Here is a 23,034-nt window from a genome sequence, read left to right on the forward strand (position 1 = left end):
GCGACACGCCGCCCGCCGTCTCGATCAGGTGATCCGTCATCGTGCTCATCAGGTGACTCCTTCGGGGAGGAAGACACCTAATTCATGACACTCCCGATGACGTGACGGCCGGTGCGCACGTCTGGGTTCGGATTCCAGCGTGGTGACATGAACCAGGATGCTACGGTGGCCGTCATGCAGCTTCGGTACAGCTTCCGCATGTACCCGAGCGTCAGTCAGCGCGCCTTTCTGGCGAGGTCGTTCGGGTGTGCCCGGGTGGTCTTCAATGACGCGCTTCGCGTCCGTGACGACGCCCGTGCTGCTGGGCTGCCGTTCGTCACGTCGGCGGAGCTGTCCAGGCGGCTGACGGCTTCGAAGAAGACTCCTGAGCGTGCTTGGCTCGGTGAGGTGTCGTCGGTGATCCTGCAACAGTCGTTGCGGGACCTGGACACCGCGTACCGGAACTTCTTCGACGGCATCAAGGGCAAGCGGCCGAAGACGGGAGCGCCCCGGTTTAAGTCCCGCAGGGACAGCCGGCAGGCGATCCGCTTCACGGCCAATGCCGGGTGGAGAATCACCGGTGGCGGGAAGCTGCGTCTGCCGAAGATCGGCGATGTACGGGTGAAGTGGTCGCGGTCGCTGCCGTCGGTGCCGTCCACGGTGACTGTGGTCAAGGACGCCGCCGGGCGGTACTTCGCCTCCTTCGTGGTCGAGACCGACCCGGCCGCCGACCTTGAGCGGATGCCCGAGGCCGACGCCACCGTGGGGATCGACCTCGGGCTCACGCACTTCGCGGTCATGTCCGACGGCCGGAAGATCGACTCCCCGAAGTTCCTGCGCCGCGCGGAGAAGAAACTCAAGAAGGCGCAGCAGGCCCTCGGCCGAAAGGTGAAGGGATCGAAGAACCGGGACAAGGCCCGGGTCAAGGTCGCCCGCGCTCATGGCCGGGTGGTCGACGCGCGGCGCGAGTTCCACCACCGGCTCTCCACCGAGTTGATCCGCGAGAACCAAGCGGTCGCGGTGGAGGACCTGGCGGTGAAGGGGCTCGCCCGCACGCGCCTGGCCAAGTCCGTGCACGACGCCGGATGGTCGGCGTTCGTGACCATGTTGGAGTACAAGGCCGCCCGTTACGGGCGTGCCTTCCACCGGATAGGCCGCTTCGAGCCGACCTCACAGGTGTGCTCGAACTGCGGCGCCAAGGACGGCCCCAAACCCCTCAACGTCCGCGAGTGGATGTGCGGGGCGTGCGGGACCGTCCTGGACCGGGATGTCAAATCGGCAGCAACGTCCCCTGCGAAAGGGCCGTGGCTCGCACTTGCGCACAGGGGCTCTTCCCGGAACCTGTGGATGCCTCCCCCTACGATGCGGAGTTCGACGAGCCGGGCGAACAGCGCCCCGCCGACGACCTCTTCTGGGCGCGGCTGCGCTGGTGCGTGGCGATGCGCCACGCAGCGATCCTGGAGGAGAACCACGTCGACAACGCCTCCCGCTGGCACCGGCTCGATGAGGGCTCCCTGGACACGGTGCGTGCCCGCCTCGCTCCGCGCGCGAAGCTGACTGTCTGGCCGGACCTCTCCGCCGACGTAGCCGCGGTCCTGGCCGATCTCCCCGACGAGGGCCTGGTCGAGTTCGTGTGGGAGACCGAAGACGGGCAGATCACCAGCACGGTCGCCGACGAGACCCAGTTCGCGGAACTCGCCGCGCAGATCGCCGGCGCACGTGCCGCAGCTCTCCTGCCCGTGTACATCGACGAGCGCCACCCCTTGTTCACCGCAGTCCTGCCCGACAGCGACGGCGTCCTACGAGCCCGGTGGAGAACAGAACCGACCCCGAGCGACCGTGACTGGGCCTTCCTCAAGACTCTGCGCCGTGGCCGGACCTGCACGGGAACCGTCACCGAGATCGCCGGCTTCGGCGATACCTTCGTGGACATCGGCGGCTTCACCGCGGTGATCAACATCCCCGAGATCTCCTGGCGCCACATCGACCATCCGGCCGACATCCTCACGGTCGGTCAGGAGGTCACCGCCGAGATCCTCGACGTCGACATGGTCCGGGAACGGGTATCGCTTTCGCTCAAGGCGCTGCAGGAGGACCCGATGCTGCAGGTCGCGCGGCAGGTCGGGCAGATCGTCACCGGGCCGGTCACCAAACTCGTGCCGTTCGGCGCCTTCGTCCGTATCGAGGACCGGGAGGACGGCTTCGAGGGGCTGGTGCACAACACCGAGCTCTCCGAACCGCCTGCAGAACGGCCCGAGGATGTTGCTCAGGTCGGGGACCTGCTCACTGTGAAGATCATCGATGTCGATCCCACACGGCGCCGGATAGTGCTGTCCCACACGCAGGCTCGCGCGGTGAGCTGTGAGGAAAGCCGACATGTCTGACGGTGAACTCGACCTGCCCTAGCCAGAGTTGGAGCAGGCCCCGGACCGTGCGACACCGCTCGGCGTGAGTGGGCCGGCGGGCACCCAAAGCGCCGTTCTCGGCTACGTGTCGGTTGGTTCGCCGTCCGTCGACGGCGCCCCTGGCAGACGTGGTCGAGCTCGGCACCGTCACCTGGTCGGCCTGTTCCCGCGAGGTCTGACCATCCCCGGGCCTCGAAACTGGTGTCCGGGCGTGGATTCGTTCCGGCCGACGGCGACGCGGGACAGGGCACTGCGTCACCTTGGTTCAATCCTCCGGTGCCGCCGCATTCCCCGCGTAGGGGAATTGGACAAGGGGAGCCACTCATGAAAGAGAAATTACTGCACGAACCGCCTCCTGCCCCGGATGTCGATTCCCCGCAGGAGAATTCGACGGTGACCGATCCGCGGCAGCCGGTCACCGGCAGAGCCTATTCCCCGGCTCAGGGGGTCACCCTCTCGGAGGGGATCTACCTGGGCGATGCTTCGCTCTCCGGCAACGGCGCCTGGACCTGGACGCCGACGAAGGACTGGACGGGAGGCTCCCACACCGTCGCCGCCACCGCTTGGTATCGAGTCCCGCTCGATGACGGCTGGGGCTTCGTTGATTCGTCACCACGTTATGTGACCTTCGACGTGGCCCTACCACTGCGGTCGGCTCCGGTGATCTCTGCTCCGGTGGAGGGCTCGACGGTGACCGACGCGCGGCAGGCGGTCGTCGGCACGACCGATCCCGGGGTGGAGAAGGTCACCCTTGCCGACGGAAACACCCCACTGCCGGGCCAGGCCGTCGTGACCGGTACCACCTGGACCTACACTCCCACCACCGACTGGACCCCGGGCCTGCACACCATGACCGCCACCGCCCACAGAAGCGGCTTGGACTCACCAGCCTCCGCCCCCCGCCACTTCACCATGAAGACGACGGGCGACACGGGCGACAACCTGTCCTTCGACGCCGATCCCGCCGACACGCTGCACATCGAACACGCCGGTATGGCCCCGGTGACGATCCCAGGCGGCAGGTCGGGCCGCCTGGACAACATCACCACGGACTGGTCCTACGGCGTCTTCGTCACCCCGGTGCAGAGCCAGGACTCCTCCGGCTGGATCGTGTTCACCCGGACAGGCGAATGCCTCGACGTCGACACCGGACGCACACTACTGCCGAAGGATCTGACCGTCACCCGTGACCCAGGTGACGCCAACACGTTCACCTTCCGATTCCGGCCGACTACCTGACCGGCCGACGGCCCGCACCGACCGCACGCCCGGGAACGACGCGAGGAACCCGGCCCACGCCCGCCGACCCCACGGTCGACGCGTGACGGCGGAACACAACACCGGCCCGTGCCGCCGACGCGACCACCGGGGCGACGGCGGTCGGCACGCCCGGGTGGACGACGCGGCCGGGCGCGCCGGTTGCGGTTGCCGCGCCCCGCACGCGTGCCTACGTTCGACCACGAGTGCCTTTCGAGGCATTCGGGAAAACAAGCCCACTTCGATCGGAGATGGTGCCGTATGAGCACGCCTCAAATCCAGATCCCGACCGTCGACGACGGCAAATTCGCCCCCGGCGACGACATCGTGCTGGCAGGCACGAACCTCGAAATGGTGACCAACGCGACCTTCTACAAGCAGGACGGGAAGACCGAGCTCTACACGGTCTCCGCGAATGCGAACGGCAAGGGCACCGAGGTCTCTACCAACCGCAGGAATCCCGACAATCTCGGACCCCAGAGGGTGAAGCTCGCCGTTTTCACGAACGACAGCCCGCCGGTATACAGCAACAAGGTCGACGTCACGTTCGTGAACGCCTGAACCAACCCGCCCCACCACCGACTGCCCCTGGCTCTTCCCCGGCGGCCAGCCCGGCCGCCCGATCAGCGCCTGGGCGACCGGTGAACGACTCCGCAAGCTCGGCTCCGGCTCGCGGCAACCCGCTCCACCGCGCTGTTCCAGCTCGCCACCGAACCGCCCGCCGCGGGGCAATTCCGCGAGTTCCAATACCCGAGTGCACGATTACTGTACGTTCGCCGGCTTGATGTCCCGGTGGACGATGCCGCGTTCGTGGGCGAAGGCCGAGGGCGGCGCAGCCCTGTCGGGCCCAGTTCACGGCGCGGGCCGGGCCTCGCGCTGCAGCCGGGCCGCCGCCTCGGCTGCGACCCCGTCCCCGTTCCGGTACCTGTTCCCGAGCCCGGGCCAAGCGGCGATGGTGGACCGGCGCGACGCGGAGCGTCCGGGTCACGTCCGTCCGGATGCCGGGGAGGCCGAGCTCAGCTACATGTTCCTACCGGAGGCGTGGGGATGCGGGTACGCCGCCGAGGCGTGCGCGGCGGCGCTCGACTGGTTCGCCGGCGCGCTTCCCGGCGAGCCGGTGGTGCTCTGCACCCAGACCGCCAACTCCGCCTCGATGCGCGTCGCGGCGAAGCTGGGGTTCACCGAGGTGGAGCGGTTCGAGGAGTACGGCGCCGAGCAGTGGTTCGGCGTGTGGTCCTCGGTCGCGCCGTCCGCAGGTCCAGACAACCCGGCACCCGACCCGAAAAGCGCCCCACAACGACAACAGGTCACGCCCTCGGGCGCTCGGATGGGTGAAGGGCGCCCGCCACGCGCCGATCGCATCAGCGCCACCGGTGGAAGAGCGATGGGATGGGGGCAGCGCTCCGACCACTCCGGCTGGAGCCCCACTCACAGATGGGAGACCACCGTGATCGTGCGCATCATGGGCGAGGGCCAGGTAAGGCTGGACGACTCGCACTTCCCCGAGCTGAATGCTCTCGACGACGAGTTGCTGGCAGAGATGGAGAGCGGTGACGAGGAAGGGTTCAGGAGGTCCCTGGGAGCCCTCCTGGACGGTGTGCGCCGCCTCGGTACCGCCCTGCCCGACGACGCCCTGGAACCCTCCGAACTGATCCTGCCCTCGCCCGACGCGTCCCTGGAGGAGGTTCGCGAGATGCTCGGCGACGAAGGCCTCATCCCCGGATAGCCCGACTGCCGGCTCACACCGGAAGCTTCCACAGCGGGCAGAGTCTCTCGTGGAGCAGGCACACCTCCCACGACACCACGGTTCGTCGAGCGCGTCGGTAACGCCGAGCGTGCCAAGGACATCGGCACGCAGCACGGTGGTCGAGCCGTTCGGGTTGGCAGCGCCGACGGTGTCGTCCCCGACCGCCGTCGTGGGTGCCGCGGACCTGCTCGTCCGCGGCTGACGGCGGCGGCGATGGAAGCCGTGGCACGCGCTCAGCGGCAGAGCCCTGCGACGAGCTCCAGCTCGTGCGCCAGTAGCCCCGGGTCACGCGGGCCGGCATGCGGCGCGCTCAGCGACCGCACGCGGAAGCGATTGTGCGGTGTGACGTCGTCCGCCTCACGGATCATGAGGTCCTGGAGCGGCAGCGGGATGGTGCGGTCCTGCGTGTAGCGCACGAACGTACGCGGCACCCGGCCCCACGTCGCCGGCAGCCCGCGGGCGTCCTCACTCACGCCTACTGCCGCCGACTCGTCCGGCTCCAGGACGTTCATCAGCGCCCGGACCTCGGCGTCCGACCGGTCGGCGGCGATCGCCTCCTTGACGATCGCGAAGAACGCAGGGTCGCCCGAGCGCCAGTTGACCCGGCTGACGCCCAGCTCCGGCGGCGTCTGGACCGCGGGGATCTTGTACATGGAGCTGGTGGCCGCCTCGGGAGTCATCATCAGCTGTAGCACCGAGGGGTGCTCGGTCGGGCAGAACGCGGAGGCGTACACCAGGTGCGCGACCAGCTCGGGCACCTGGTTGGCGGCCGCGTTCAGGGTCGCACCGCCGAGGCTTCCGCCGACCAGCACTACCGGGCCGTTGCGGCGCACCCGCCGCACCACGTCGATGACATGCGCGGCGAAGTCGCCCAGCGTCACCTTGGATATCGGGGACGGCTCGGTGTGCAGCCGCTCAAGGTCCTGCGGGGACTGGTAGGACTCGGGGAGGTACGCGCCGAGCCCGTGCCCGGGCAGGTCGACCGCGATCGCACGGTGTCCGCGCAGACCCAGCTCGCGCAACAAGGGCTGCCAGTAGAAGGAGTTGCTCCCCGAGCCGTGGACGAGGACAAAGGTGGGTGCGCCGCGCCTGGGCCCGTCCGCGTGCGCGATGGGGGCGGCCGCGCCCGTCGCGGTGACCGCCGCCGCCCCGGCCACGGCCGCCTTCAGCGCACTGCGCCGCGACGTCCCACCGGCCTTCGCGTCGCCACTCTTGGCGCTGTGCTGTTCCTTGGCCATTGAGGGCCTCCTCCTTGGGTGTTGAGTGAAGCTTTTCGTTCATGAGCCGCGACGGGGTCCGGCTCCGCAACCGGCATCGAACCCGGAACCGGCCGCGGCCCTGCGCCAGCTCGCCCGGCAGGTACCTACGATTCATGGCCGAGCGGCCCGTTCTGCGCGCGCGCCGACGGGGAGGGCTCGGCCTCATGGACCGTGACAGGGATTCCGTGGAGGTGCAGGACCCGGGCCAGCGTGAGACCGCCGAGCCCGGCGCCGCTGATCGTGAGGGGTGTGCGCATGTGACTCCTTCGGGATCGGACCGCCCGATTGGCTCCGGCCGGCCGCCTTGCACGGTGTCAGGCGCCGCCTTCATGCCACCGTCATCCGGCCGTCTGCCCCGCCGAACGACCGATAGGCCACCGGTAGTCGACTGTCAGACGACTGACACCGCAGGTCACCCGCGGTTCGCCGGCCGGGCGCAGATCGATGTGCGTGGACGGCCGCCACCCACCGACGGTGGGACCGCAACTCAGGGCTCGATGAGAAGCGACATGCTGTTCTTTGGTTGGGCGCCGTCGAGGCAGGCGGCCACGTCCGTGGGCGTGCGGAAGCGGGCGGTTGCGGCAGGGATGCATCGGTCGAGCTGGGCCAGGAGCGGGCGGACCTCGGCATATCGCGTTGGTGATCGCGCTGCGGTTCACTCCGAAGAGCTGGGCGAAGCGGTGGGGCGTCGGTGGCCCAGGCGAAGTGTCGGCGCTCGCCGTCGTCGTGGCGGCTGACGGCGGTGCGCAGGGTTACGGTCTCGGCCGTCGTGGAGGTTTTGGTGCCCACGGGACTCCTTGTGCCCAAGCGCCGACCAGCGTCGGGGTCGGCGACCTGCAGGACGTCGCTGGCCGGGCCGCCGAGCCGCAGGGTGGTGAGGGACCCGAGCGTGGGGCGGGGCACGGGGGCCTCCTAGGGTTCGTCGGTGAGCGCCTTGAGGGCGAGGGCCCGCAGCGGGGCGAGGCGGGTGCGGTTGTCCCGGTGGTGGTAGACGGCGTTGGTGCAGATGGCCAGGTAGCGGCCGGTGGCCGGGGCGAGGTAGAGGCTGGTCCCGGTGAAACCGTGGTGGTAGGCGACCCTGCCCTCGTCGGCGAGGATCCAGGCCAGGCCCCGGTCGAGGCCCGGCTCGATCTCGGCCTGCGGCCGCATGCTGTAGGTGAGCCAGCGGCCCAGGGGCCCGCCGGTGGCGTGCGAGGACAGCAGGTGGACGGCGAAGGCGGCGAGGTCGGCCGGGGCGGTGAACACCCCGGCGTGGCCGGCGACTCCGCCGAGCAGGGCGGCGTTGTCGTCGTGCGGCATCCCCCACAGCCGGGGCCCGCCGGTCAGCCGCTGCTCGGTCGGGGCGACCTGAGCGGAGCGGGGCACCGGTCCGTAGGTCGTGCTGGTCATGCCGAGGTCCTGCCAGAACTCGGCCGCCAGCTCGTCCAGGCGCCGGCAGCGGTAATGGGCCAGGGCCAGGCCGAGGAGGATGAAGCCGCGGTTGATGTAGCGGTGACCGGCTCCGGGGCCGGCGATCAGAGGCTCTCCGCAGATCAGCTCGGCCAGCGGCTCGGCGCGGTGCCGGTACTGGTCGAGGCGGGTGTCGGCCCGCAGGCCGGAGGTGTGGGCCAGGACCTGGCGAACCGTCACCTGGCCGCCGGGCGCCTCGGGCGGGATGCCGGTCAGCAGTTCGCGGATCGGGGTGTCCAGGGTGAAGCCATCCATGAGGGAGGTGCCGACCAGCGGCCAGGTGGCCAGGACCTTGGTGAGCGAGGCCACGTCGTACATCGTGTCCGGCCCCGGCCGGGCGTCGCCGCAATCGGGGGCGACGACGCCGGAGGCCAGGTAGCCGGGCTCGGTGTCGAAGGTGCCGTGGGCGATGACACCACCGGGGACCGTGCCGTCTGCGGTCATCAGGTCCAGGCACTCGCGCAGGTCGGCGAGCGCGTTCTGCTTCCACGGCACGGTGTTGGTCACGGCTACTCCTGGTCGATCGTCAGGTGGGCACCGAGCGCGGCCGACTTCGGCAGCAGGCTGCCGTATCCGCGCCGCAGGTGGTACATCCCTCGGATCGTAGAGGTGCCCTCGGGGGCCACGGCGGCGATCACGAGGGCGGTCACCGCCCGGATGTCCTCCCCGGCCACGCGGGTGGTGGGATCAGGCGGACTTGGCGGTGGCGCGGACGCCGAAGTGGACGTACCGGGTGCTGTCGGGGAGCGCGTAGAAGACGACGGGGATCCAGGCGTCCTTGGTGTTGCGGCGGCCCGCGAAGACGGTCCTGGTGGGGGAGTCGGAAACCGGAGTGAGGTGCCAGACGATCGGGTCGAAGGTGCCGGCCAGGCCTCCCCGGCCTTCGTAGCGCAGATCCAGCACGCCCTCGCCGTCGCCCTTGCGGGCGGTGATGGTCATGAGGAAGCCCTCGCGCTCGTAGCGGCCCGTGAACGGCTCGGTGTCGACCGCCGGGGGGTTGTCGGACGGGCCGAACGCCGGCATCGCGACCCCGGCGAACTTCGCGCTCAGTTCGCGGCACAGGGCCTCGTGGACCTTCGGTGCGGCTCCTCCGCCGTTGGTGAGCAGGGCGATGGCGAGGCCCTTGTCCGGGATGGCCCGCAGGTAGGCGAGCTGGCCGAAGGTGCTGCCGTCGTGGCCGAAGCCGCGAGCGCCGTCCCATTCGAACAGGCCCCAGCCGAGGCCCCAGTGGGCGCCGAGGAACCACTGGTCGGGCATCTCCACCTCGCGGGTCAGCATCGCCTCCACGGCCGCGGCGGAGAGCACCCGGGTGCCGTCCGGCGCGGTGCCGCCGTCGATGAACAGCCGGGCGAAGCGGACGACGTCGGCCGCGGTGGCGCTGATGCCGCCGTACGGTCCGGCAGAGCGGGGCAGCATGTTCCACAGCGGGGTGGGCGTCGGGTCCTCGCCGGGCTCGCCCATGTGCCCCATCGCTGCGCGGAAGCGCAGGACCTCCTCGGGCAGCGTCATGGTGTGCCGGAGCCCGAGCGGGTCGCAGATGAGCTCCTTGAGCGCCTCGTCCCAGGTCAGGCCGGTGATCACCTCGACGATCCGGCCGAGGACGTTGTAGCCGGTGCTGGAGTACGACATGGTGGTGCCGGGCGCGTTCGTGAGGCCGACGTCGCGCGTGCTGTCGACGTAGCGGGCCAGGCAGTCGTCACCGCGGCCCGTGTCGTTGACGTGGTCGCCCTCGATCCCGCTGGTGTGGTTGAGGAGCTGGCGCGGCGTGACGATGCGGGCCGCGTCGGCGTCGGCGAGGGCGAAGTCCGGCAGGACCGCCGCGACCGGTGCGTCCAGGTCGACCTTGCCGGCGTCGGCGAGACTCAGGACCAGGGCGGCGGTGTAGCCCTTGCTGACCGAGCCGATCTGGAACACCGAGTCGGTGGTGGTCTCGACACCGGTGCCGGTGTGCAGGATGCCACTGGCCAGTTCATGGATCTCACCGCCGGTGAGCACCGCCAACACGGCGCCGGGGATGCGGTGGGCGGAGAGCAACTCGTCGAGCCGACGCTGCCAGTGGGCGGTGTCGAACGCCCCCGCGGCACCCGTCCTGCCCAGTGCCCCGTCGACGGCCTGCGCGGCCTTGCGGGTGGTCCGGTCCACGAGCTTCGCGACCTCGCGGTCGACGTTGTCCGAGAACTCCTTGTACATGTCCTTCGACACGGTTTCCCTCCCCGGTGTCGGGTGGCGCGATGGCGCCCCACTCATTCGAATCATTCGAACATCGTTTGAAACGATCTCGGCGTGAACCTGGTTCCCGCCGCCTAGGAGAGCGCCGCGAAGCCGGTGCAGAGCAGGCGGATGCTCCGCGTGAACTTCTCGTCCTGGCTCAGCCGCGGGATCAACTCGCCTATGACCAGAGGGAACTGCTCGCGCAGTTCGGTGTAGAGCTCGGCGGTGACGGTCGGCGGGGCGGCCGGCTGGTTCTGTTCCTGGAGGACGAAGCCGGTGACGTGGCTGAGCAGGGTGTCGGCGGCGATGCCGCATTGGTCGGCGGGCAGGCCGGCGTCGAGGAGGGTGCGCAGCAGGCGTTCCATCAAAGAGAGGGCGCCGACGCTGAGCATGCCGGGGCTCTCGGCGAGGAGTTGGGCGCCGCCGGGGTGCTGTTTGATGCCCAGGCGCAGGGTGGTGGCCTGGGCCTCGATGCGGTCCTGCCAGGTGGCGGTGGGCGGGAGGGCGTCGAGGGCTTCGGTGCCGGCGTCGTAGGCCCGGCGGCAGATCCGGTCGGCCATCAGGGCGAGCAACTCGTCCTTGCCGCGCACGTGGTAGTAGAGGCTGCCCGCGTGGGCGTCGAGCCGGTCGGCGACCTGGCGCATGGACAGGTTCTGGTAGCCGACCTCGGCGAAGACGGCCATGCCCGCGTCGACGATGCGCTCCTTGGTGAGCTTCATGCTTTCACCGTACAGCGTTTTCCAACACTGTTCGAAAACTGTGCTAGCTTTGCCCCACCAGATTTTCGAACGGTGTTGGAAAACGCCGGAACCGGGGGGAGGAGTCGGACATGGGGGCGATCGTCTTCAACGTGACCACGGCCGCACTGATGGTCATGATGGTCAACTGCGGGCTCGGCGTGGTGGGCCGCGACACCCTGCGCGGACGGCCGCTCCCGTGGGCGGCGATCGCTCTGACCGCGGTCGCCGTCGGCGGCGTCCTGCTCCAGCTGGCCTGGTCCGGCGCGATGGACGCGCTGGACGCGGACCCCGCCAAGTCCGGCTGGTGGCGTGAGTTCACCTCAGTGTTCATGCAGAACGGCGGCCTGCTCGGCGGCCTGTGGAACCTGGTCACCCTCGCCGCCGTCGCCGCGCTCGCCCAGTGGTACTGGGGCGGTCCGCTCACCCTCGGCTTCTTCCTCGCCGGCATCCTGCTGCCCGGCCGGATCGACACCCTGCTCGGCCTCGGCGGCGGCCCCAGCACCGATCCGCGCAACTTCGCCGGCAGCTCCGGCGCCACCTACTTCCTCGGCGCCACCCTCGCCCTCGCCTTCCTCACCCGCACCCGCCTCCCCAAGGAGATCGCCCTGGCGGCCGGCGTCCCCGCGCTCGGCCTCGCGATGTGGATCGCGCAGGAGAACGGCCACGGGCTGGTGTCCGTCTACGGGTTCGCCCTCGCGGCGGCGGCGTGGGCCATCCGCCGCCAGGTCCGCCCGGCACCCAGCCGGACGGCCTGACCCCGCGGTCGTCCGATGGCCGCTCGCGGAACGACCGCAGGCGGGGCGGCGACTGCGACCAGAGCCGAAACCACGAGACGACGAAGGCCCGGGCCGCGTGATGCGGTCCGGGCCTTCGTGAAGGCGGAGGATACGGGATTCGAACTCGTGAGGGGTTGCCCCCAACACGCTTTCCGATTCTCCTGGGCCCTGTTCGCCGGGGTTCAGGCCCGATCTGACCCACGGCGGAGCGAATCGCTGGGCGATGGCTGAACCCGCCCGGACGAGGGTGAACGAGACCGGAACTGAGACCAGCCGACCGGTGTGACCAGAGCCGGGCGAGTCCTGCGCGGGCATGGTGACGCGCAGCAGAGGTCCAGTCAGGCCCCCGCGGCCAGGGAGAGGCCGGTGACCAGCATCGTCGTTGCGACCAGGGCGTCCAGGACGCGCCAGGAGGAGGCGCGGCGGAAGAAGCCGGTGAGCAGGCGGGCGCCGAAGCCCAAGGCGGCGAACCAGCACAGGCTGGCCAGTGCGGCGCCGAGCGCGAACTGCCAGCGCAGCGTGCCGTGGGTGGCCGCGACGGCGCCGAGCAGGAGCACCGTGTCGAGGTAGACGTGCGGGTTGAGCCAGGTCATCGCGAGACAGCTGAGTACCGCGCGGCGGCCGGAGCGGACGGCGGGTCCGCTGCCCTCCAGGCGGGAGGCCCGGAAGGCACGCCGAGCTGCGATCACGGCGTAGCAGAGGAGGAAGGCCGCACCGACCGCACGCACCGCGGTCAGTGCCGCCGGCCACGCCGTGATCAGGGCGCCGAGCCCGCCCACGCCGCAGGCGATCAGTACCGCGTCGGAGGCCGCGCAGATCGCGACCACCGGCAGGACCGCCTCTCGGCGGACGCCTTGGCGCAGGACGAAGGCGTTCTGCGCCCCAATGGCGACGATGAGTGACAGGCCGGTTCCGAATCCGGCCACGGCGGCGGTGAGCGTGCTTCCCATGAGTGCCACCGTAGGCAGCCGACGCGACACAAGACCAGCTAAAGATTTTTACGTATCATTAGCACCCATGAAGGCTGAGCTGCCCCACGACCTCGTCCGGACTCTGCTCGCGGTGATCGACGAGGGCACCTTCGACGCGGCGGCGGCCGCCTTGCACGTGACGCCCTCGGCGGTGAGCCAGCGGATCAAGGCGCTGGAACAGCGGACCGGGCGGGTACTGCTGACACGTTCCCGGCCGGTGAGGCCGACCGAGTCGGGCCAGGTCGTGGTGCGCTTCGCCCGTCAGCTCGCCCGCTTGGAGGACGACGCGCGTGACGCGCTGGGGATGCCCGAGAGCGGGGAGGGCGCCGGGCCGTCGGGTCCCTCCTGGCTGCCGATCGCGGTCAATGCGGACTCGCTGGCGACCTGGTTCGTGCCTGCGCTGGCCTCGCTCGCGCGGGACGCGCGGGTCCACGTCGACCTGCGGCGGGAGGACGAGGCGCACACGACCACGCTGCTGCGCGCGGGTGAGGTGATGGCGGCGGTCACCTCCTCGCCCGATCCGGTGGCGGGCTGCTCGGTGCACCGGCTGGGTGCGATGGTCTACCTTCCGGTGGCTACGCCGCAGTTCGCTGCCCGTTGGCTCGACGGTGACCCGGCCCGGCTGCTTCCGGAGGCGCCGGTCGTCTGCTTCGACCGCCGTGACGAGCTGCAGGACGCCTTCGTCGGTGAACTGACCGGTGGTCGGGGAGCGAGCCTGCCGCGGCGGCACTACGTCCCCTCCAGTGAAGGCTTCGCCGATGCCGTGACTGCCGGTCTCGGCTGGGGCCTCGTCCCGCGTATCCAGGCCGAGCCCCGGCTGCACAGCGGCGTGCTGGTCCAGTTCCTCCCGGGCAGCACGGTCGAGGTTCCCCTCTACTGGCAGCAGTGGCGCCTCGACTCGCCCGCACTGGCAGCCGTCGCCACGGCGGTGGCGGCGGAAGCGGAGCGGGCCCTGCGGTAGGTGTGCCGGGCGCAACCGAAACGGCAACCACGAGACGGCGAAGGCCCGGATCGCTGAGGCGGCCGGGACTTCTTCTATGACCGACCGAGCGAAATTCACCGGAGGAAATCCGCGCAACCCCGCAACGACGGAGAGCAGCAGTTCCGGCTGCCGGTGCGCCGCGGCCAGGACGGGGCGCTGGTGGGGCGGTTGCCCGGGCCCGCAGCCCGGGTACCCGGAAGGCTCAGCCGAGGACCGCAGACGAGATCCTCGGACGCCTCGTCGGCAGCAGCCCCCCGCGCCGATCCTGATCGAGACCGTGCGCGCCTTCGACGCCGTCAGCTCCGACCCCGACCCGACCGAGCCGGTGTCGGTGGTCATCCAGGACCGCAGGATCAAAGCGATCGGCAGGGTGAACCCGCCGGTGGGGACCGTCATCGAGGGCGGCGGGCGGGTGCTCATGCCGGGCCTGACCGACGCGCACGCCCACCTCTTCGCGGTCGAGTTCGGCTGCGTCAGTTCCGACGGCCGCACGGTCCCCGTGGTGATCCCCTCGTACGTCAACCCGGTGCTGGCCGTGCTCGTGGTCTGCGCCGTAACGCTCACCGTAGTCGCGGTCGTCCGAAGCAAGGAGAAATCCACGTGACGGCGAACACTCCGTGGCGCACCGTACCGCGTCGTGCCGTCGGCATTGCCGCAGGTGCCGCGATCGGGTCACAGCCGCTCGCCACCGCCTGCTGGCCAGGGACTGTCAGATCGACCCAGCAGGGTGCGCCGGGCGGGTAGTGCGAAGCGGTCACAGCCACCAAGGAGTCTCAAGGCCTAGGCGGGAGCCTTCCCGGTCACCCGGGCCTCTGGCAAGCTGCTGATCACCGGACCGGTCACCAGCGTCTTCGACTTCCAGCCCGTTGCCGCGGCCGGACGGCTGTTCCTCCTCACCATCCCGATCCGGCTCGCCGACGGCCCCTGAGCGCGGGCCTGAAGCACGGGCCGGGGGTGCCGGGCGGCGGGGATGGGCGAGCCGGGCCGGGTGCGCGGACAACCGTTCGGGGCCGGTGTGCGTCCTCATCGGCATGCACGATGCGACCACCTCGACCGGCGCCGCCACCCGGGCCGCTCGCTGGGCGCTTCACGCCCTCCGCCAGCTCGTCGGCTTCGGCCTGCGACAGGCCGCGAGCTGCGCGTTCGCCGTGGCGCTGCTCGCCGGGGTCGGGCTGTCCAACCTGCTGCCCGTGCTGCCGGTGGCCCGCTACGACCTGCTGTTCGCGTACGGGGTGGTGCTCAGCGTGGTCTTCCACCTGATCGGCTGGGAGCGCGGCCGGGACCTCGCCGTGATCGCCGGCTGCCACCTGCTGGGCCTGGTCTTCGAGTACGTGAAGGTGGCGCTCGGCTCCTGGTCCTACCCGGAGCCCGCGCTGCTGAAGTTCGGTGGCGTCCCGCTCTACGGCGGGTTCCTGTACGCGGCGGTGGGCAGCTACATCTGCGCCGTCTGGCGGCTGCTCAAGCTGGAACTCACCGGCTACCGCCCGGCCGCGACGGCGGTGGTGGCGGGCGCGCTGTACGTGAACTTCATCAGCCACCACTGGGTGCCCGACCTGCGCTGGCCGCTGGCCGCGCTGCTGGTCGCGGTGACGGCGGGGGCCCGGGTGCACTACACGGTCGGTCGGCACACCTACTGGATGCCGATGCCGTTGAGCTTCGTGCTGATCGGCTTCTTCCTCTGGCTGGCGGAGAACATCGCCACCTACGCCGGTGCCTGGCGGTACCCGTACCAGATGCACGGTTGGGAGCCGGTGTCGGTCGAGAAGTTCGGTGCCTGGGTGCTGCTGATCAGCGTGCTGTGCGTGATCGGGGCCGCTGCCCACCACCCGGGCCGCCGCGCGCCGGTGGCCGCGGCCTGAACCGGACCGGCTGACTGCACGGCGCGGAGAGCCTGGGAGAGGCCTGGGTGCTGCTGGCGTCGGACTTCGCCGCGGACCTGGTTGTGGCTGCTCGCGATAGTTGCCGTTTGACGGTTCTTCTGGGGCGGCTTTCGGGTTGGTCCTGCTGGAAGCGCGCGAGTTCGCTGACTCCCGGACTTTCGACAGCAGGAACCCGCGCGCTGGTTGGCCCTCGTGGGGTCTCGGCGCGCGGGTTCGGTGGTGCCTTGGGCAGGGTTCCTCGGCGGGGCGGGGTTGGTCAGTGCTCCGCTGCTTGGCGAGAAGGGGTGCCGGCTTCCCGGGTGGCGGCTCAGGTGGCCAGCGGGCGCAGGCCTTCCTCGTCGGGGGAGCCGGGCTCGGCGGTCCTCAACGATCCCGAGCTGGACGCGCGGGTCGACCCGGATCCGGACGAGCAGTGCCCCGGGGCTGGTGACACCCCCGGATCGTGAGGCGGTTACGCGTTCATCAGCTGCCACTGCTGGCGGTTGCTGGAGGTGCAGGTCCAGGTGTAGGTGTTGTGTTCGGAGTTGCTGCCCATGCACCTGGTGTTGCTGCCGTCGGACACCGACCACTTGACCGTGGCGCCGGGTGCGGGGGAGTAGTCGGGGGACCATCTGGTTCCCGCGCCGCCGCATCGGATCGCCGTCAGTTTCTGGCCTTCGCTGTAGGGGGAGCCGGACAGGCAGGTGCCGTAGTCGAGGTTCCGGAGCTGGTAGATGCCGCCTCCCAGCGGCTCGACGTTCCATCTCTGGTCCGTGTACGAGTTGCCGCAGGTGGCTGTCTTCACCGTGTTGCCGTCGTAGTACAGGCACCAGCCGGTGGACTTGTTCATGAGTCTGACGACATTGTTCCGGGGGGTGAGTGTGGTCGCCGCGCTTGCCGCGGGGCCGGCGAGTGCCATGCCGAGGAGGGCCGCGGTGGCAAGCGCCGAGGCCCGTGCTGCAGTACGCATCGAGGTTCTCCTTGAAGGTGCGGTGGAACCCGGTGGCGTTCCTGACTGCATGGTTGTTGCCTGGGCAGTCGTTTCCCTGGCTTGGGCCAGGAGACCCGGTCTGCTTGCAGTACCACGGTCGCCGCGTCACCCCTCTGGCGCACACGGGCTGCGGCAATCGGGTGACTGGTGCGCGGCTGCCGGCCTGCTCGTGATGATGCCGGCCGACTCGGCGGGGACACGCTCCACGCCGTGCCCTGGCGGTGGCGGGGTCCTTTCGCAGCCTGAGACACTGCCGGCGGTGGATGCGGTGATCACGCTGGCGTGCGGGAACACCGCATCCGTCTCGATCGGGATGGCTCTCCGATTCAGGGTTGCTCTTCAGCGCTTGGCACGTTCGGATTCGGTGTCCCGGCCCTCTCCCCACTGCTGGGCGCCCTGCTTGGGCCGGGGGATGAGGAAGGTCGCCAGCATGCCGAGGGCGAGCAGCGCGGCACAGGTGTAGCCGTTGATCTGGATCGCGTGGGACATGGCGTCGCGGGCGGCGTCGGCGGCGGACGCCGTCTGCGGGTTGTCGCCCAGCCCGGAGATCATCGCGCCTGCGCTGTCGGAGACCGCCGAGGACAACTGGTCGGCGCCGGCCTCGGGTGTTCCCTGCTTGACGAGCCGGTCCGACAGGTCGGAGGCCAGTGCCGTGAAGAACGTCGAGGTCAGGACCGCAATACCGAGTGCGGAGCCGAGCTGGCGCGCGGCGCTCTGGATTCCGGAGCCCTGGCCGGCCTGCCGCGGCGGCACGTCCGCCAGGACCACGTTGGTGACCTGGGCGGTGGCGAAGCCGACCCCCATGCCGTACAGGAACAGGGCGATGGCGATGACCCACCACTGGGAGTCGCTGCCGGCCAGCAGGCCGAACATCAGCAGGCCGGCGGCCTCCAGGACCAGGCCGATCCGGACCAGGCCGACCGGCCCGGTCTTCTCGGCCATGCCGAAGCTCGCGCCGCTCGCGAAGAAGCTGCCGAGCGCGACGACGAAGACCAGCAGCCCGGTCTGGACCGGGGAGTAGTCCAGGGCGTACTGGAGCCACAGCGGCAGCACGGCGAGCATGCCGAACTCGGCCAGGGCGATGATGAGTGTCGCGATGTTGCCCGTGCTGAAGGACTTGATGCCGAACAGCGAGGTGTCCATCAGCGGCGCCGTGCCGTTGCTCCGGGTGAGCCGCATCTGGAGGAACAGGAAGAGGGCGAGACACGCCACCGCGACGACCAGAGCGACCGGGATGACCGACAGGCCCGTGCCGTCCCCGAAGGGACCGAAGTCCTTGCGCGGTTCCCACCACCCGTAGTTGCGTCCCTCGATCAGCGCGAACGCGAGAAGTCCGAGGCCCAGCACCGACAGCACCGCGCCGACGGCGTCGATCCGTCCCGGCTGGCGGGGGGAGGGCTGGAGGAACTTCATGACGCCGACGAGGATCAGCGCGACGACCGCGATGTTGATGCCGAAGGCCCATCGCCAGGAGTAGTCGGCGAGCCAGCCGCCCAGCAGCGGTCCGACCGCGGCGGCCGCCCCGATCGTCGATCCCCAGATGGCGAACGCCTTGCCGCGGTCCGGACCCCGGAAGGTCAGATTGAGCAGCGCCAGTGACGTCGGCATGATGATCGCGCCACCGACACCCTGCGCGAACCGGCCGGCGATCAGCAGCTCCCCGGTGGGCGACACCGCCGCGGCGATGCTGGCCAGCCCGAAGATCACGGTCCCGACCATGAACAGCCTGCGCGCTCCCAGGATGTCCGAGAAGCGGCCCATCACCAGCAGCAGGGCGGCCAGGATGATCGCGTAGGACTCCTGGATCCACTGAGCGCCGAAGGCCGAGATCTCCAGGTCGTCGATGATCGGCGGCATCACCACATTGACGATGGTGAAGTCCACGACCACCAGCGAGACACCGAGGGAAATGGCGACCAGGCCCAACCAGGCGTCCCGGTCGGTGGGTGAGGGCCGAGCCGGATTCTCGGACACAGCGTTCCTCCGTTCTGTTCGATGGGGGTGCACCCGGTTCGGTCGCCGAGGGCGAGGTACTGGGGGTGCCGGGGAGGCGTCCGGCCTCCGAGCCAATGGCACCCTGCCAAAAGAAGAGGACGTATTCTGACCGCTACTGACACCAATCCGGAGGGCAATCGGTGATCGCCAACCGAACGCTGGAGCTGCTCAGCCTGCTTCAGGCCCAGAAGGAGTGGACCGGCGACGGTCTGGCCGAGCGGCTGGGGGTGTCCCCGCGGACGGTCCGGCGCGACATCAACCGACTGCGCGAACTGGGCTATCCCGTCACGGCGCGCAAAGGCCCCTCCGGCTTCTACCGGCTGTCCCGCGGAGCGCGGCTGCCCCCGCTGATAGTCGACGACGAGCAGGCCATCGCCATCGCGCTGGCCCTGCAGACGGCTCCGGCCTCGGTGACCGGCATGGGGGACGCCACGAAGCGGGCGCTGAACTCCATCAAGGAGCTCCTGCCTCCCCACCTGGCCCACAGGCTGGCGACCTTCTCGATCGAGCAGATAGAGAACGCCTGGGAGCTGGCCCCGCCCCAGGTCGGTCCCGCGCTGCTGGCGCAGCTGAGCGCCGCCGCGCAGCAGCGCGAGCTGGTGCGGTTCGCCTACCGGTCCATCGACCGCGACCCGGGGGAGGACGACGAGGTCCTGGCCGAACCCCATCGGCTCGTCGTCTGGTCCGGGCGCTGGTATCTGGTGGCGTACGACCAGCGCAGGAACTCCTGGCACACCTATCGGCTCGACCGCATCGGGCAACTGACCTCCACCGCCTGGCGGTTCGGTCCTCGGGAAGCGCCGGAGGCGGACATCACCCGCTTCGTCCAGAGCCAGCCCGACCGGGGGGACACCGCGGACACCTGGCCGTGCTGGGGCACCGTCCTGATGGAGTGCCCCGCGACGCTGGTGGCGAAGTGGGCTCCGGGCGCGGCGAGCTTCGAAGCGATCGACGAGCGGATCACCCGGATCCGAATGGGGGCGTGGTCCTGGTCGGCGCTCATCGGCTTCCTCGTCACCTTCGACTGTCGTTTCACCGTCGAAGGCCCGCCCGAACTCGCCGAAGCGGCCCGCCAGGTGATCGGCCGTCTCGACGTCGGTGTGCCCCTGCCCGACGAGCGCGCGCCGGAGCCGGTCAGTTCGGTCCGAGCCGGTACCTGAGATCGGAACGGACGGCCGCAGTCCCTCCTCGACGTTCAGGAACGGGGACGATGCCAGATCCGTCCACACCCGTGAGGTGACCGAGAGATCGACGTTCGGCCACCGTCTTGGTGTTCGGCCTTCGTGGGGTTCAGCGGTCCGGTCGCCCTGCCCGTCAGTGGGCTTCGGGTTCGGATGGTTGCGCGTCGACGAGGACTCGGCCTCGTGGGGTCGGTCAGCGGCGGGGTGCGGTACGGCTTGCTCAACGAGGTCCTGACCCGGGACGGCTACCTGCTCGGACGCTCCGTCCTCAACATGTCGGCCGGGGTCATCCAGATCGGCGGCTTCGCCCTCGGCGGCGCGCTGGTGACGGTCCTCTCGGCGCGCGGCACGCCGCTGCTCGCCGTCGGCCTGTACCTGCTGGCCGCGGTGGTGGCGCGGTGCGGGCTGAGCAGCCGGCCCCCTCGGGGCGTGGGGAGGGCGTCGGTCGCGCGGACCTGGCGGACCAACGCGCGGCTGTGGTCCTGCGTGCCGCGCCGGTACGTTTACCTGGCGTTGTGGGTGCCGAACGGCCTGATCGTCGGGGTGGAGTCGCTCTACGTCCCCTACTCACCCGGCGACGCGGGCCTGCTGTTCGCCTTCGGGGCGGTCGGAATGCTGGTCGGGGACGCCGTCGTGGGCCGCTTCCTGCCCGCCCGGTGGCGGAACCGGTCGGCTGTGCCGCTGTGCGTCCTGCTCGCCGCCCCGTACCTGCTCTTCGCGTTCGACCCGGGACTGCCCGTCGCCCTGGTCCTGGTCACGGCAGCCACCGTCGGGTACGGGTCGGGGCTGCCGCTGCAGGACCGGCTGATGGCGTTGACACCGGACGAGCTGAGCGGGCAGGCACTGGGCCTGCACAGCTCCGGGATGCTCGCCATGCAGGGTGTCGGCGCGGTGGCGGCCGGCTCGGCGGCCGAGCTGACCTCGCCGGCCATCGGCATGGTGGCGACCGCGGCGGCCTCGCTGGCCGCGACCCTGCTGCTGGCGCCGGGGCTGCGGGCAGGTCCGGCGGCGGGAGGCGCGGCGGACGCGCAGAAGGAAGAGGCCCTCCCCACGCCGAAGTAGCTCCCGTGGTGAAGCCCTGCAGTCGCAGGCCGCTGCCGGGCCGAGTCCTGTCGGATGCCACCGGATCCAAAAACTGACGTCTCGTCATGTCATCTGCGGTTCATGGTGCTTCGTCGGCCGGGCATCGACCTCCGACCCGCCGGCGCTATCAGCTCGGGGCATACCCTGCCGGGCCGACAGGGCCCGGCGGCTTGCCCGTTCGAGAGGAACCGATGTCCCTGAGGCACCGCACCACATCCCTGACCGCCGCGGCCCCGGGGGACGCCGCCGCCGGCCACCCGGATGACACCCACAGCCTGCTCATCCCCGAAGGGAGCGGGGGCCGGGGGCCGCTGGGCGGAAAACCGTTCGCCCCGGCGTTCGGGCGGCGGGCATGATCGGCCGGTGGATCTGCCTTCCCTGCTGGCCGCCATCGAGCGCGGCGACGACACCACGGTCTTCGAGTTCCTGGAGGACGCGGCGAACGACGAACTCACCGGCGACGACGGCATCACCCTGCTGGCCGCCGCCGCGCACGCCGGGCGCCACGAAGTCGTCGACCGCCTCGTCGTGTGGGACGTCGACCCGACCCGCCCCTGGGCCGGCGGCGTCGACCCGGTCACCTGGGCCGCCGAGAACGGCGCCTACTGGGTCCTGAACGCACTGCTGTCCCCCGACCGCGACCCGCTGCGCACCGACAGCCCGCACCGCCGCGCGCTACGGGTGGCGCGGGCGGCCCTGGAATCCGGGGCCGGTGCCGGATCCGTGCCGCCCCCGGCCCACCGCGCGGTCATCACCGACCTGGAGGCGAAGCTCGGCGTCCACCGCACGCCGGACGAGCTGATGGCCCGCGCCCTGGTCCATGCCGACCCCGAGCACGACGACTGGTTCGCGTCGCTGTTCCGGATCGCCGAGCCGGAGAGCCAGGAGAGGTTCGACTGGGCCCGCGCCGTGGCCGAGGGCGCCGGGGACGCCGGCTCGCTCGACCGTCGGCGCTTCGCGCTCGACGCGATCAACTTCCTCGGCTTCGGCTTCAACCCCGACAACGGCAACGACGAGCCGCCGTTCACCCTGGAGGCCGCCGAGTTCCTCCGGCCCCGGCTGCACACCGAGCAGGACCCGCACGCCCTGCGCACCGTCGTCGCGGCCTTCACCGGCTACTGCACCCGCGAGGAGCTCCCGGCGGTCCTGACCCACGCAGACCACCCCGACCCGGGCGTCCGCCACCGCGTCACCCTGGCGTTCCCCACCCTCCTGACCGACCACCCCGACGCCCTCGCCGTCCTCCTGCGCCTGGCCGGCGACCCCGCCCCCGTCACCCGGACCAGCGCACTCCACGCCCTCACCCGCCACCCCGTCGACACCCCTGTCCTGCGCGGCGTGCTGACCGCCCGCCTCACCGACCCCCACTTCGACGTCCGCCTCGAAGCCGCCGCCGCCTTGGCTCTGCGCGGCGACCAACGCGCCACGCCGGTACTCCACGAGATCCGCCGCGGCATCAAGAACCGCAGCAGCCGCGGCGCAGGCCGCCTCGACGACCTCCACCACCAGCTCCGCGCCCGCACACCCGGCAGGTGATCCCACAGCCCGGGGCGCGGATACAGGCGGGGAGGGCAGCAAGCGGACCCCGTCCGTCCGAGCGACCTTCGACTTCACCGGGCGGCGGCGACCGGCCGGGTCCGGATCCTCGATGTCGGCACACAGGATTTCCCCGAACCGGGCGCCGGCCGCTGTCCCGCCGGCACGACGCTCGTGGCCCGGCCCGTCAGCTGTCGCGGCCCGTCGCCCGGGAGAGCGTCGCGGCTGGAGACCGCCCACCCCCGTACTGCTGCAAACACTCCAGATCGGTCAGAGCTTCGAGGCGACGCACGATGCACGCCGCGACGCTGACGGCGACCACGCCGGCCGGGGGTTCCCCGTCGGCCGGGCGCGCCCGCGAGGCGGAGTCCGGGGCTCGCAGGGCCCTGCTCAGGTCGCGCAGCTTCCCGGCCAGCTCGCGGACTCCGGTGTTGTTGACCAGGATGTCGACGTCGGGCAGCTGCCGGATCAGCTCGGCGGTTCCCGAGGCCGTGCCGACGTCGGCCGCGATACCGCGGCCGCCGCGCCGATTCCCGCCGTCGACCCGGTGACCAGCGCGGTACGTCCACTGAGATCGATCTGCATCGGAGGGGCACCCCTCCTTGGTGAGCGG

Annotated in this window: 19 protein-coding genes and 4 pseudogenes; 13 read left to right on the forward strand and 10 right to left on the reverse strand. The window is 70.7% G+C overall.

From position 1 onward, the window contains the following. Positions 1-174: 174 nt before the first annotated feature. The 6 genes and pseudogenes from ACFU7Y_RS15660 to ACFU7Y_RS15685 all read left to right on the forward strand — a co-directional run bounded on the left by ACFU7Y_RS15660 (position 175) and on the right by ACFU7Y_RS15685 (position 5,367). Complete coding sequence (locus ACFU7Y_RS15660) at positions 175-1,536, forward strand: RNA-guided endonuclease InsQ/TnpB family protein (protein WP_380768271.1); 1,362 nt, start codon at positions 175-177, stop codon at positions 1,534-1,536. Continuing rightward, on the forward strand, positions 1,503-2,363 hold the full coding sequence (locus ACFU7Y_RS15665) for a S1 RNA-binding domain-containing protein (RefSeq protein WP_380768254.1): 861 nt from the start codon (positions 1,503-1,505) through the stop codon (positions 2,361-2,363). The genes ACFU7Y_RS15660 and ACFU7Y_RS15665 overlap by 34 nt, the downstream gene beginning before the upstream one ends. Before the next feature lie 414 nt (positions 2,364-2,777). Further along, positions 2,778-3,623: a hypothetical protein gene (locus tag ACFU7Y_RS15670; RefSeq protein WP_380768256.1), complete on the forward strand. Its 846-nt coding sequence runs from the start codon at positions 2,778-2,780 to the stop codon at positions 3,621-3,623. Positions 3,624-3,902: 279 nt separating this feature from the next. Continuing rightward, on the forward strand, positions 3,903-4,202 hold the full coding sequence (locus ACFU7Y_RS15675) for a hypothetical protein (protein ID WP_380768257.1): 300 nt from the start codon (positions 3,903-3,905) through the stop codon (positions 4,200-4,202). A 394-nt stretch (positions 4,203-4,596) separates the two neighbouring features. Then, positions 4,597-4,890 (forward strand): annotated as a pseudogene (locus ACFU7Y_RS15680) (GNAT family N-acetyltransferase); the annotation flags it as partial. 198 nt (positions 4,891-5,088) lie between these two features. Further along, positions 5,089-5,367: a hypothetical protein gene (locus ACFU7Y_RS15685; RefSeq protein ID WP_224274835.1), complete on the forward strand. Its 279-nt coding sequence runs from the start codon at positions 5,089-5,091 to the stop codon at positions 5,365-5,367. A gap of 254 nt (positions 5,368-5,621) precedes the next feature. Here the strand turns inward: ACFU7Y_RS15685 and ACFU7Y_RS15690 are convergent, their stop codons facing one another. From ACFU7Y_RS15690 to ACFU7Y_RS15715, 6 genes and pseudogenes are all read right to left on the reverse strand, one after another. Then, on the reverse strand, positions 5,622-6,626 hold the full coding sequence (locus ACFU7Y_RS15690; RefSeq protein ID WP_380768258.1) for an alpha/beta fold hydrolase: 1,005 nt from the start codon (positions 6,624-6,626) through the stop codon (positions 5,622-5,624). A 140-nt stretch (positions 6,627-6,766) separates the two neighbouring features. Next, a pseudogene (locus ACFU7Y_RS15695) lies at positions 6,767-6,904 on the reverse strand (NAD(P)-binding protein); the annotation flags it as partial. A gap of 655 nt (positions 6,905-7,559) precedes the next feature. Next, complete coding sequence (locus ACFU7Y_RS15700; protein ID WP_380768260.1) at positions 7,560-8,603, reverse strand: serine hydrolase domain-containing protein; 1,044 nt, start codon at positions 8,601-8,603, stop codon at positions 7,560-7,562. A 2-nt stretch (positions 8,604-8,605) separates the two neighbouring features. Beyond that, positions 8,606-8,746, reverse strand: a complete 141-nt coding sequence (locus ACFU7Y_RS15705; RefSeq protein WP_224274811.1) for a hypothetical protein — start codon at positions 8,744-8,746, stop codon at positions 8,606-8,608. 37 nt (positions 8,747-8,783) lie between these two features. Beyond that, positions 8,784-10,298 carry a serine hydrolase domain-containing protein gene (locus ACFU7Y_RS15710; protein WP_380768262.1) on the reverse strand — a complete coding sequence of 505 codons (1,515 nt, stop codon included), beginning with the start codon at positions 10,296-10,298 and terminating at the stop codon, positions 8,784-8,786. 101 nt (positions 10,299-10,399) lie between these two features. Next, the gene (locus tag ACFU7Y_RS15715) at positions 10,400-11,026 is read right to left on the reverse strand and encodes a TetR/AcrR family transcriptional regulator (protein ID WP_224274807.1); all 627 of its coding nucleotides are present in this window, start codon (positions 11,024-11,026) and stop codon (positions 10,400-10,402) included. Between the two features lie 110 nt (positions 11,027-11,136). Between ACFU7Y_RS15715 and ACFU7Y_RS15720 the strand changes: the two genes are divergently transcribed. After that, positions 11,137-11,802, forward strand: a complete 666-nt coding sequence (locus ACFU7Y_RS15720) for a hypothetical protein (RefSeq protein ID WP_380768263.1) — start codon at positions 11,137-11,139, stop codon at positions 11,800-11,802. Positions 11,803-12,161: 359 nt separating this feature from the next. On the opposite strand, the gene ACFU7Y_RS15725 is transcribed toward ACFU7Y_RS15720, so the two are convergent. Beyond that, entirely contained in the window at positions 12,162-12,773 is a 612-nt protein-coding gene (locus ACFU7Y_RS15725; protein WP_224274804.1) for a LysE/ArgO family amino acid transporter, read from the reverse strand. A 67-nt stretch (positions 12,774-12,840) separates the two neighbouring features. Between ACFU7Y_RS15725 and ACFU7Y_RS15730 the strand changes: the two genes are divergently transcribed. From ACFU7Y_RS15730 to ACFU7Y_RS15740, 3 genes are all read left to right on the forward strand, one after another. Next, a complete protein-coding gene (locus tag ACFU7Y_RS15730) occupies positions 12,841-13,755 on the forward strand; it encodes a LysR family transcriptional regulator ArgP (protein ID WP_380768265.1) in 915 nt (304 codons plus the stop codon). Positions 13,756-14,053: 298 nt separating this feature from the next. After that, on the forward strand, positions 14,054-14,380 hold the full coding sequence (locus tag ACFU7Y_RS15735) for a hypothetical protein (protein WP_224274800.1): 327 nt from the start codon (positions 14,054-14,056) through the stop codon (positions 14,378-14,380). A 427-nt stretch (positions 14,381-14,807) separates the two neighbouring features. Further along, positions 14,808-15,635 (forward strand): DUF817 domain-containing protein, encoded by an 828-nt coding sequence (locus ACFU7Y_RS15740; protein ID WP_380768267.1) that lies wholly within the window; start codon positions 14,808-14,810, stop codon positions 15,633-15,635. 472 nt (positions 15,636-16,107) lie between these two features. Here ACFU7Y_RS15740 and ACFU7Y_RS15745 read toward each other — a convergent pair whose 3' ends face one another. Then, a complete protein-coding gene (locus ACFU7Y_RS15745) occupies positions 16,108-16,605 on the reverse strand; it encodes an RICIN domain-containing protein (protein ID WP_224274797.1) in 498 nt (165 codons plus the stop codon). A 360-nt stretch (positions 16,606-16,965) separates the two neighbouring features. Beyond that, positions 16,966-18,600, reverse strand: coding sequence for an MFS transporter (locus tag ACFU7Y_RS15750; protein WP_380768269.1), 1,635 nt, complete (start codon positions 18,598-18,600; stop codon positions 16,966-16,968). A gap of 161 nt (positions 18,601-18,761) precedes the next feature. Between ACFU7Y_RS15750 and ACFU7Y_RS15755 the strand changes: the two genes are divergently transcribed. The 3 genes and pseudogenes from ACFU7Y_RS15755 to ACFU7Y_RS15765 all read left to right on the forward strand — a co-directional run bounded on the left by ACFU7Y_RS15755 (position 18,762) and on the right by ACFU7Y_RS15765 (position 22,421). Next, positions 18,762-19,781, forward strand: a complete 1,020-nt coding sequence (locus tag ACFU7Y_RS15755) for a YafY family protein (protein ID WP_224274794.1) — start codon at positions 18,762-18,764, stop codon at positions 19,779-19,781. Between the two features lie 195 nt (positions 19,782-19,976). Then, a pseudogene (locus tag ACFU7Y_RS15760) lies at positions 19,977-20,864 on the forward strand (MFS transporter); the annotation flags it as partial. A gap of 384 nt (positions 20,865-21,248) precedes the next feature. Then, the gene (locus tag ACFU7Y_RS15765) at positions 21,249-22,421 is read left to right on the forward strand and encodes a HEAT repeat domain-containing protein (RefSeq protein WP_224274792.1); all 1,173 of its coding nucleotides are present in this window, start codon (positions 21,249-21,251) and stop codon (positions 22,419-22,421) included. A gap of 421 nt (positions 22,422-22,842) precedes the next feature. On the opposite strand, the pseudogene ACFU7Y_RS15770 reads toward ACFU7Y_RS15765, so the two are convergent. Further along, a pseudogene (locus ACFU7Y_RS15770) lies at positions 22,843-23,006 on the reverse strand (oxidoreductase); the annotation flags it as partial. Positions 23,007-23,034 lie beyond the last annotated feature (28 nt).

The sequence above is a fragment of the Kitasatospora sp. NPDC057542 genome, assembly GCF_042801945.1.
GTDB lineage: Bacteria > Actinomycetota > Actinomycetes > Streptomycetales > Streptomycetaceae > Kitasatospora.

Coding starts and splice junctions, on each gene's coding strand:
- ACFU7Y_RS15660 (WP_380768271.1), top strand. CDS start 175: ATGCAGCTTCGGTACAGCTTCCGCATGTACCCGAGCGTCAGTCAGCGC.
- ACFU7Y_RS15675 (WP_380768257.1), top strand. CDS start 3,903: ATGAGCACGCCTCAAATCCAGATCCCGACCGTCGACGACGGCAAATTC.
- ACFU7Y_RS15690 (WP_380768258.1), bottom strand. CDS start 6,626: ATGGCCAAGGAACAGCACAGCGCCAAGAGTGGCGACGCGAAGGCCGGT.
- ACFU7Y_RS15715 (WP_224274807.1), bottom strand. CDS start 11,026: ATGAAGCTCACCAAGGAGCGCATCGTCGACGCGGGCATGGCCGTCTTC.
- ACFU7Y_RS15720 (WP_380768263.1), top strand. CDS start 11,137: ATGGGGGCGATCGTCTTCAACGTGACCACGGCCGCACTGATGGTCATG.
- ACFU7Y_RS15725 (WP_224274804.1), bottom strand. CDS start 12,773: ATGGGAAGCACGCTCACCGCCGCCGTGGCCGGATTCGGAACCGGCCTG.
- ACFU7Y_RS15730 (WP_380768265.1), top strand. CDS start 12,841: ATGAAGGCTGAGCTGCCCCACGACCTCGTCCGGACTCTGCTCGCGGTG.
- ACFU7Y_RS15740 (WP_380768267.1), top strand. CDS start 14,808: ATGCACGATGCGACCACCTCGACCGGCGCCGCCACCCGGGCCGCTCGC.
- ACFU7Y_RS15745 (WP_224274797.1), bottom strand. CDS start 16,605: ATGCGTACTGCAGCACGGGCCTCGGCGCTTGCCACCGCGGCCCTCCTC.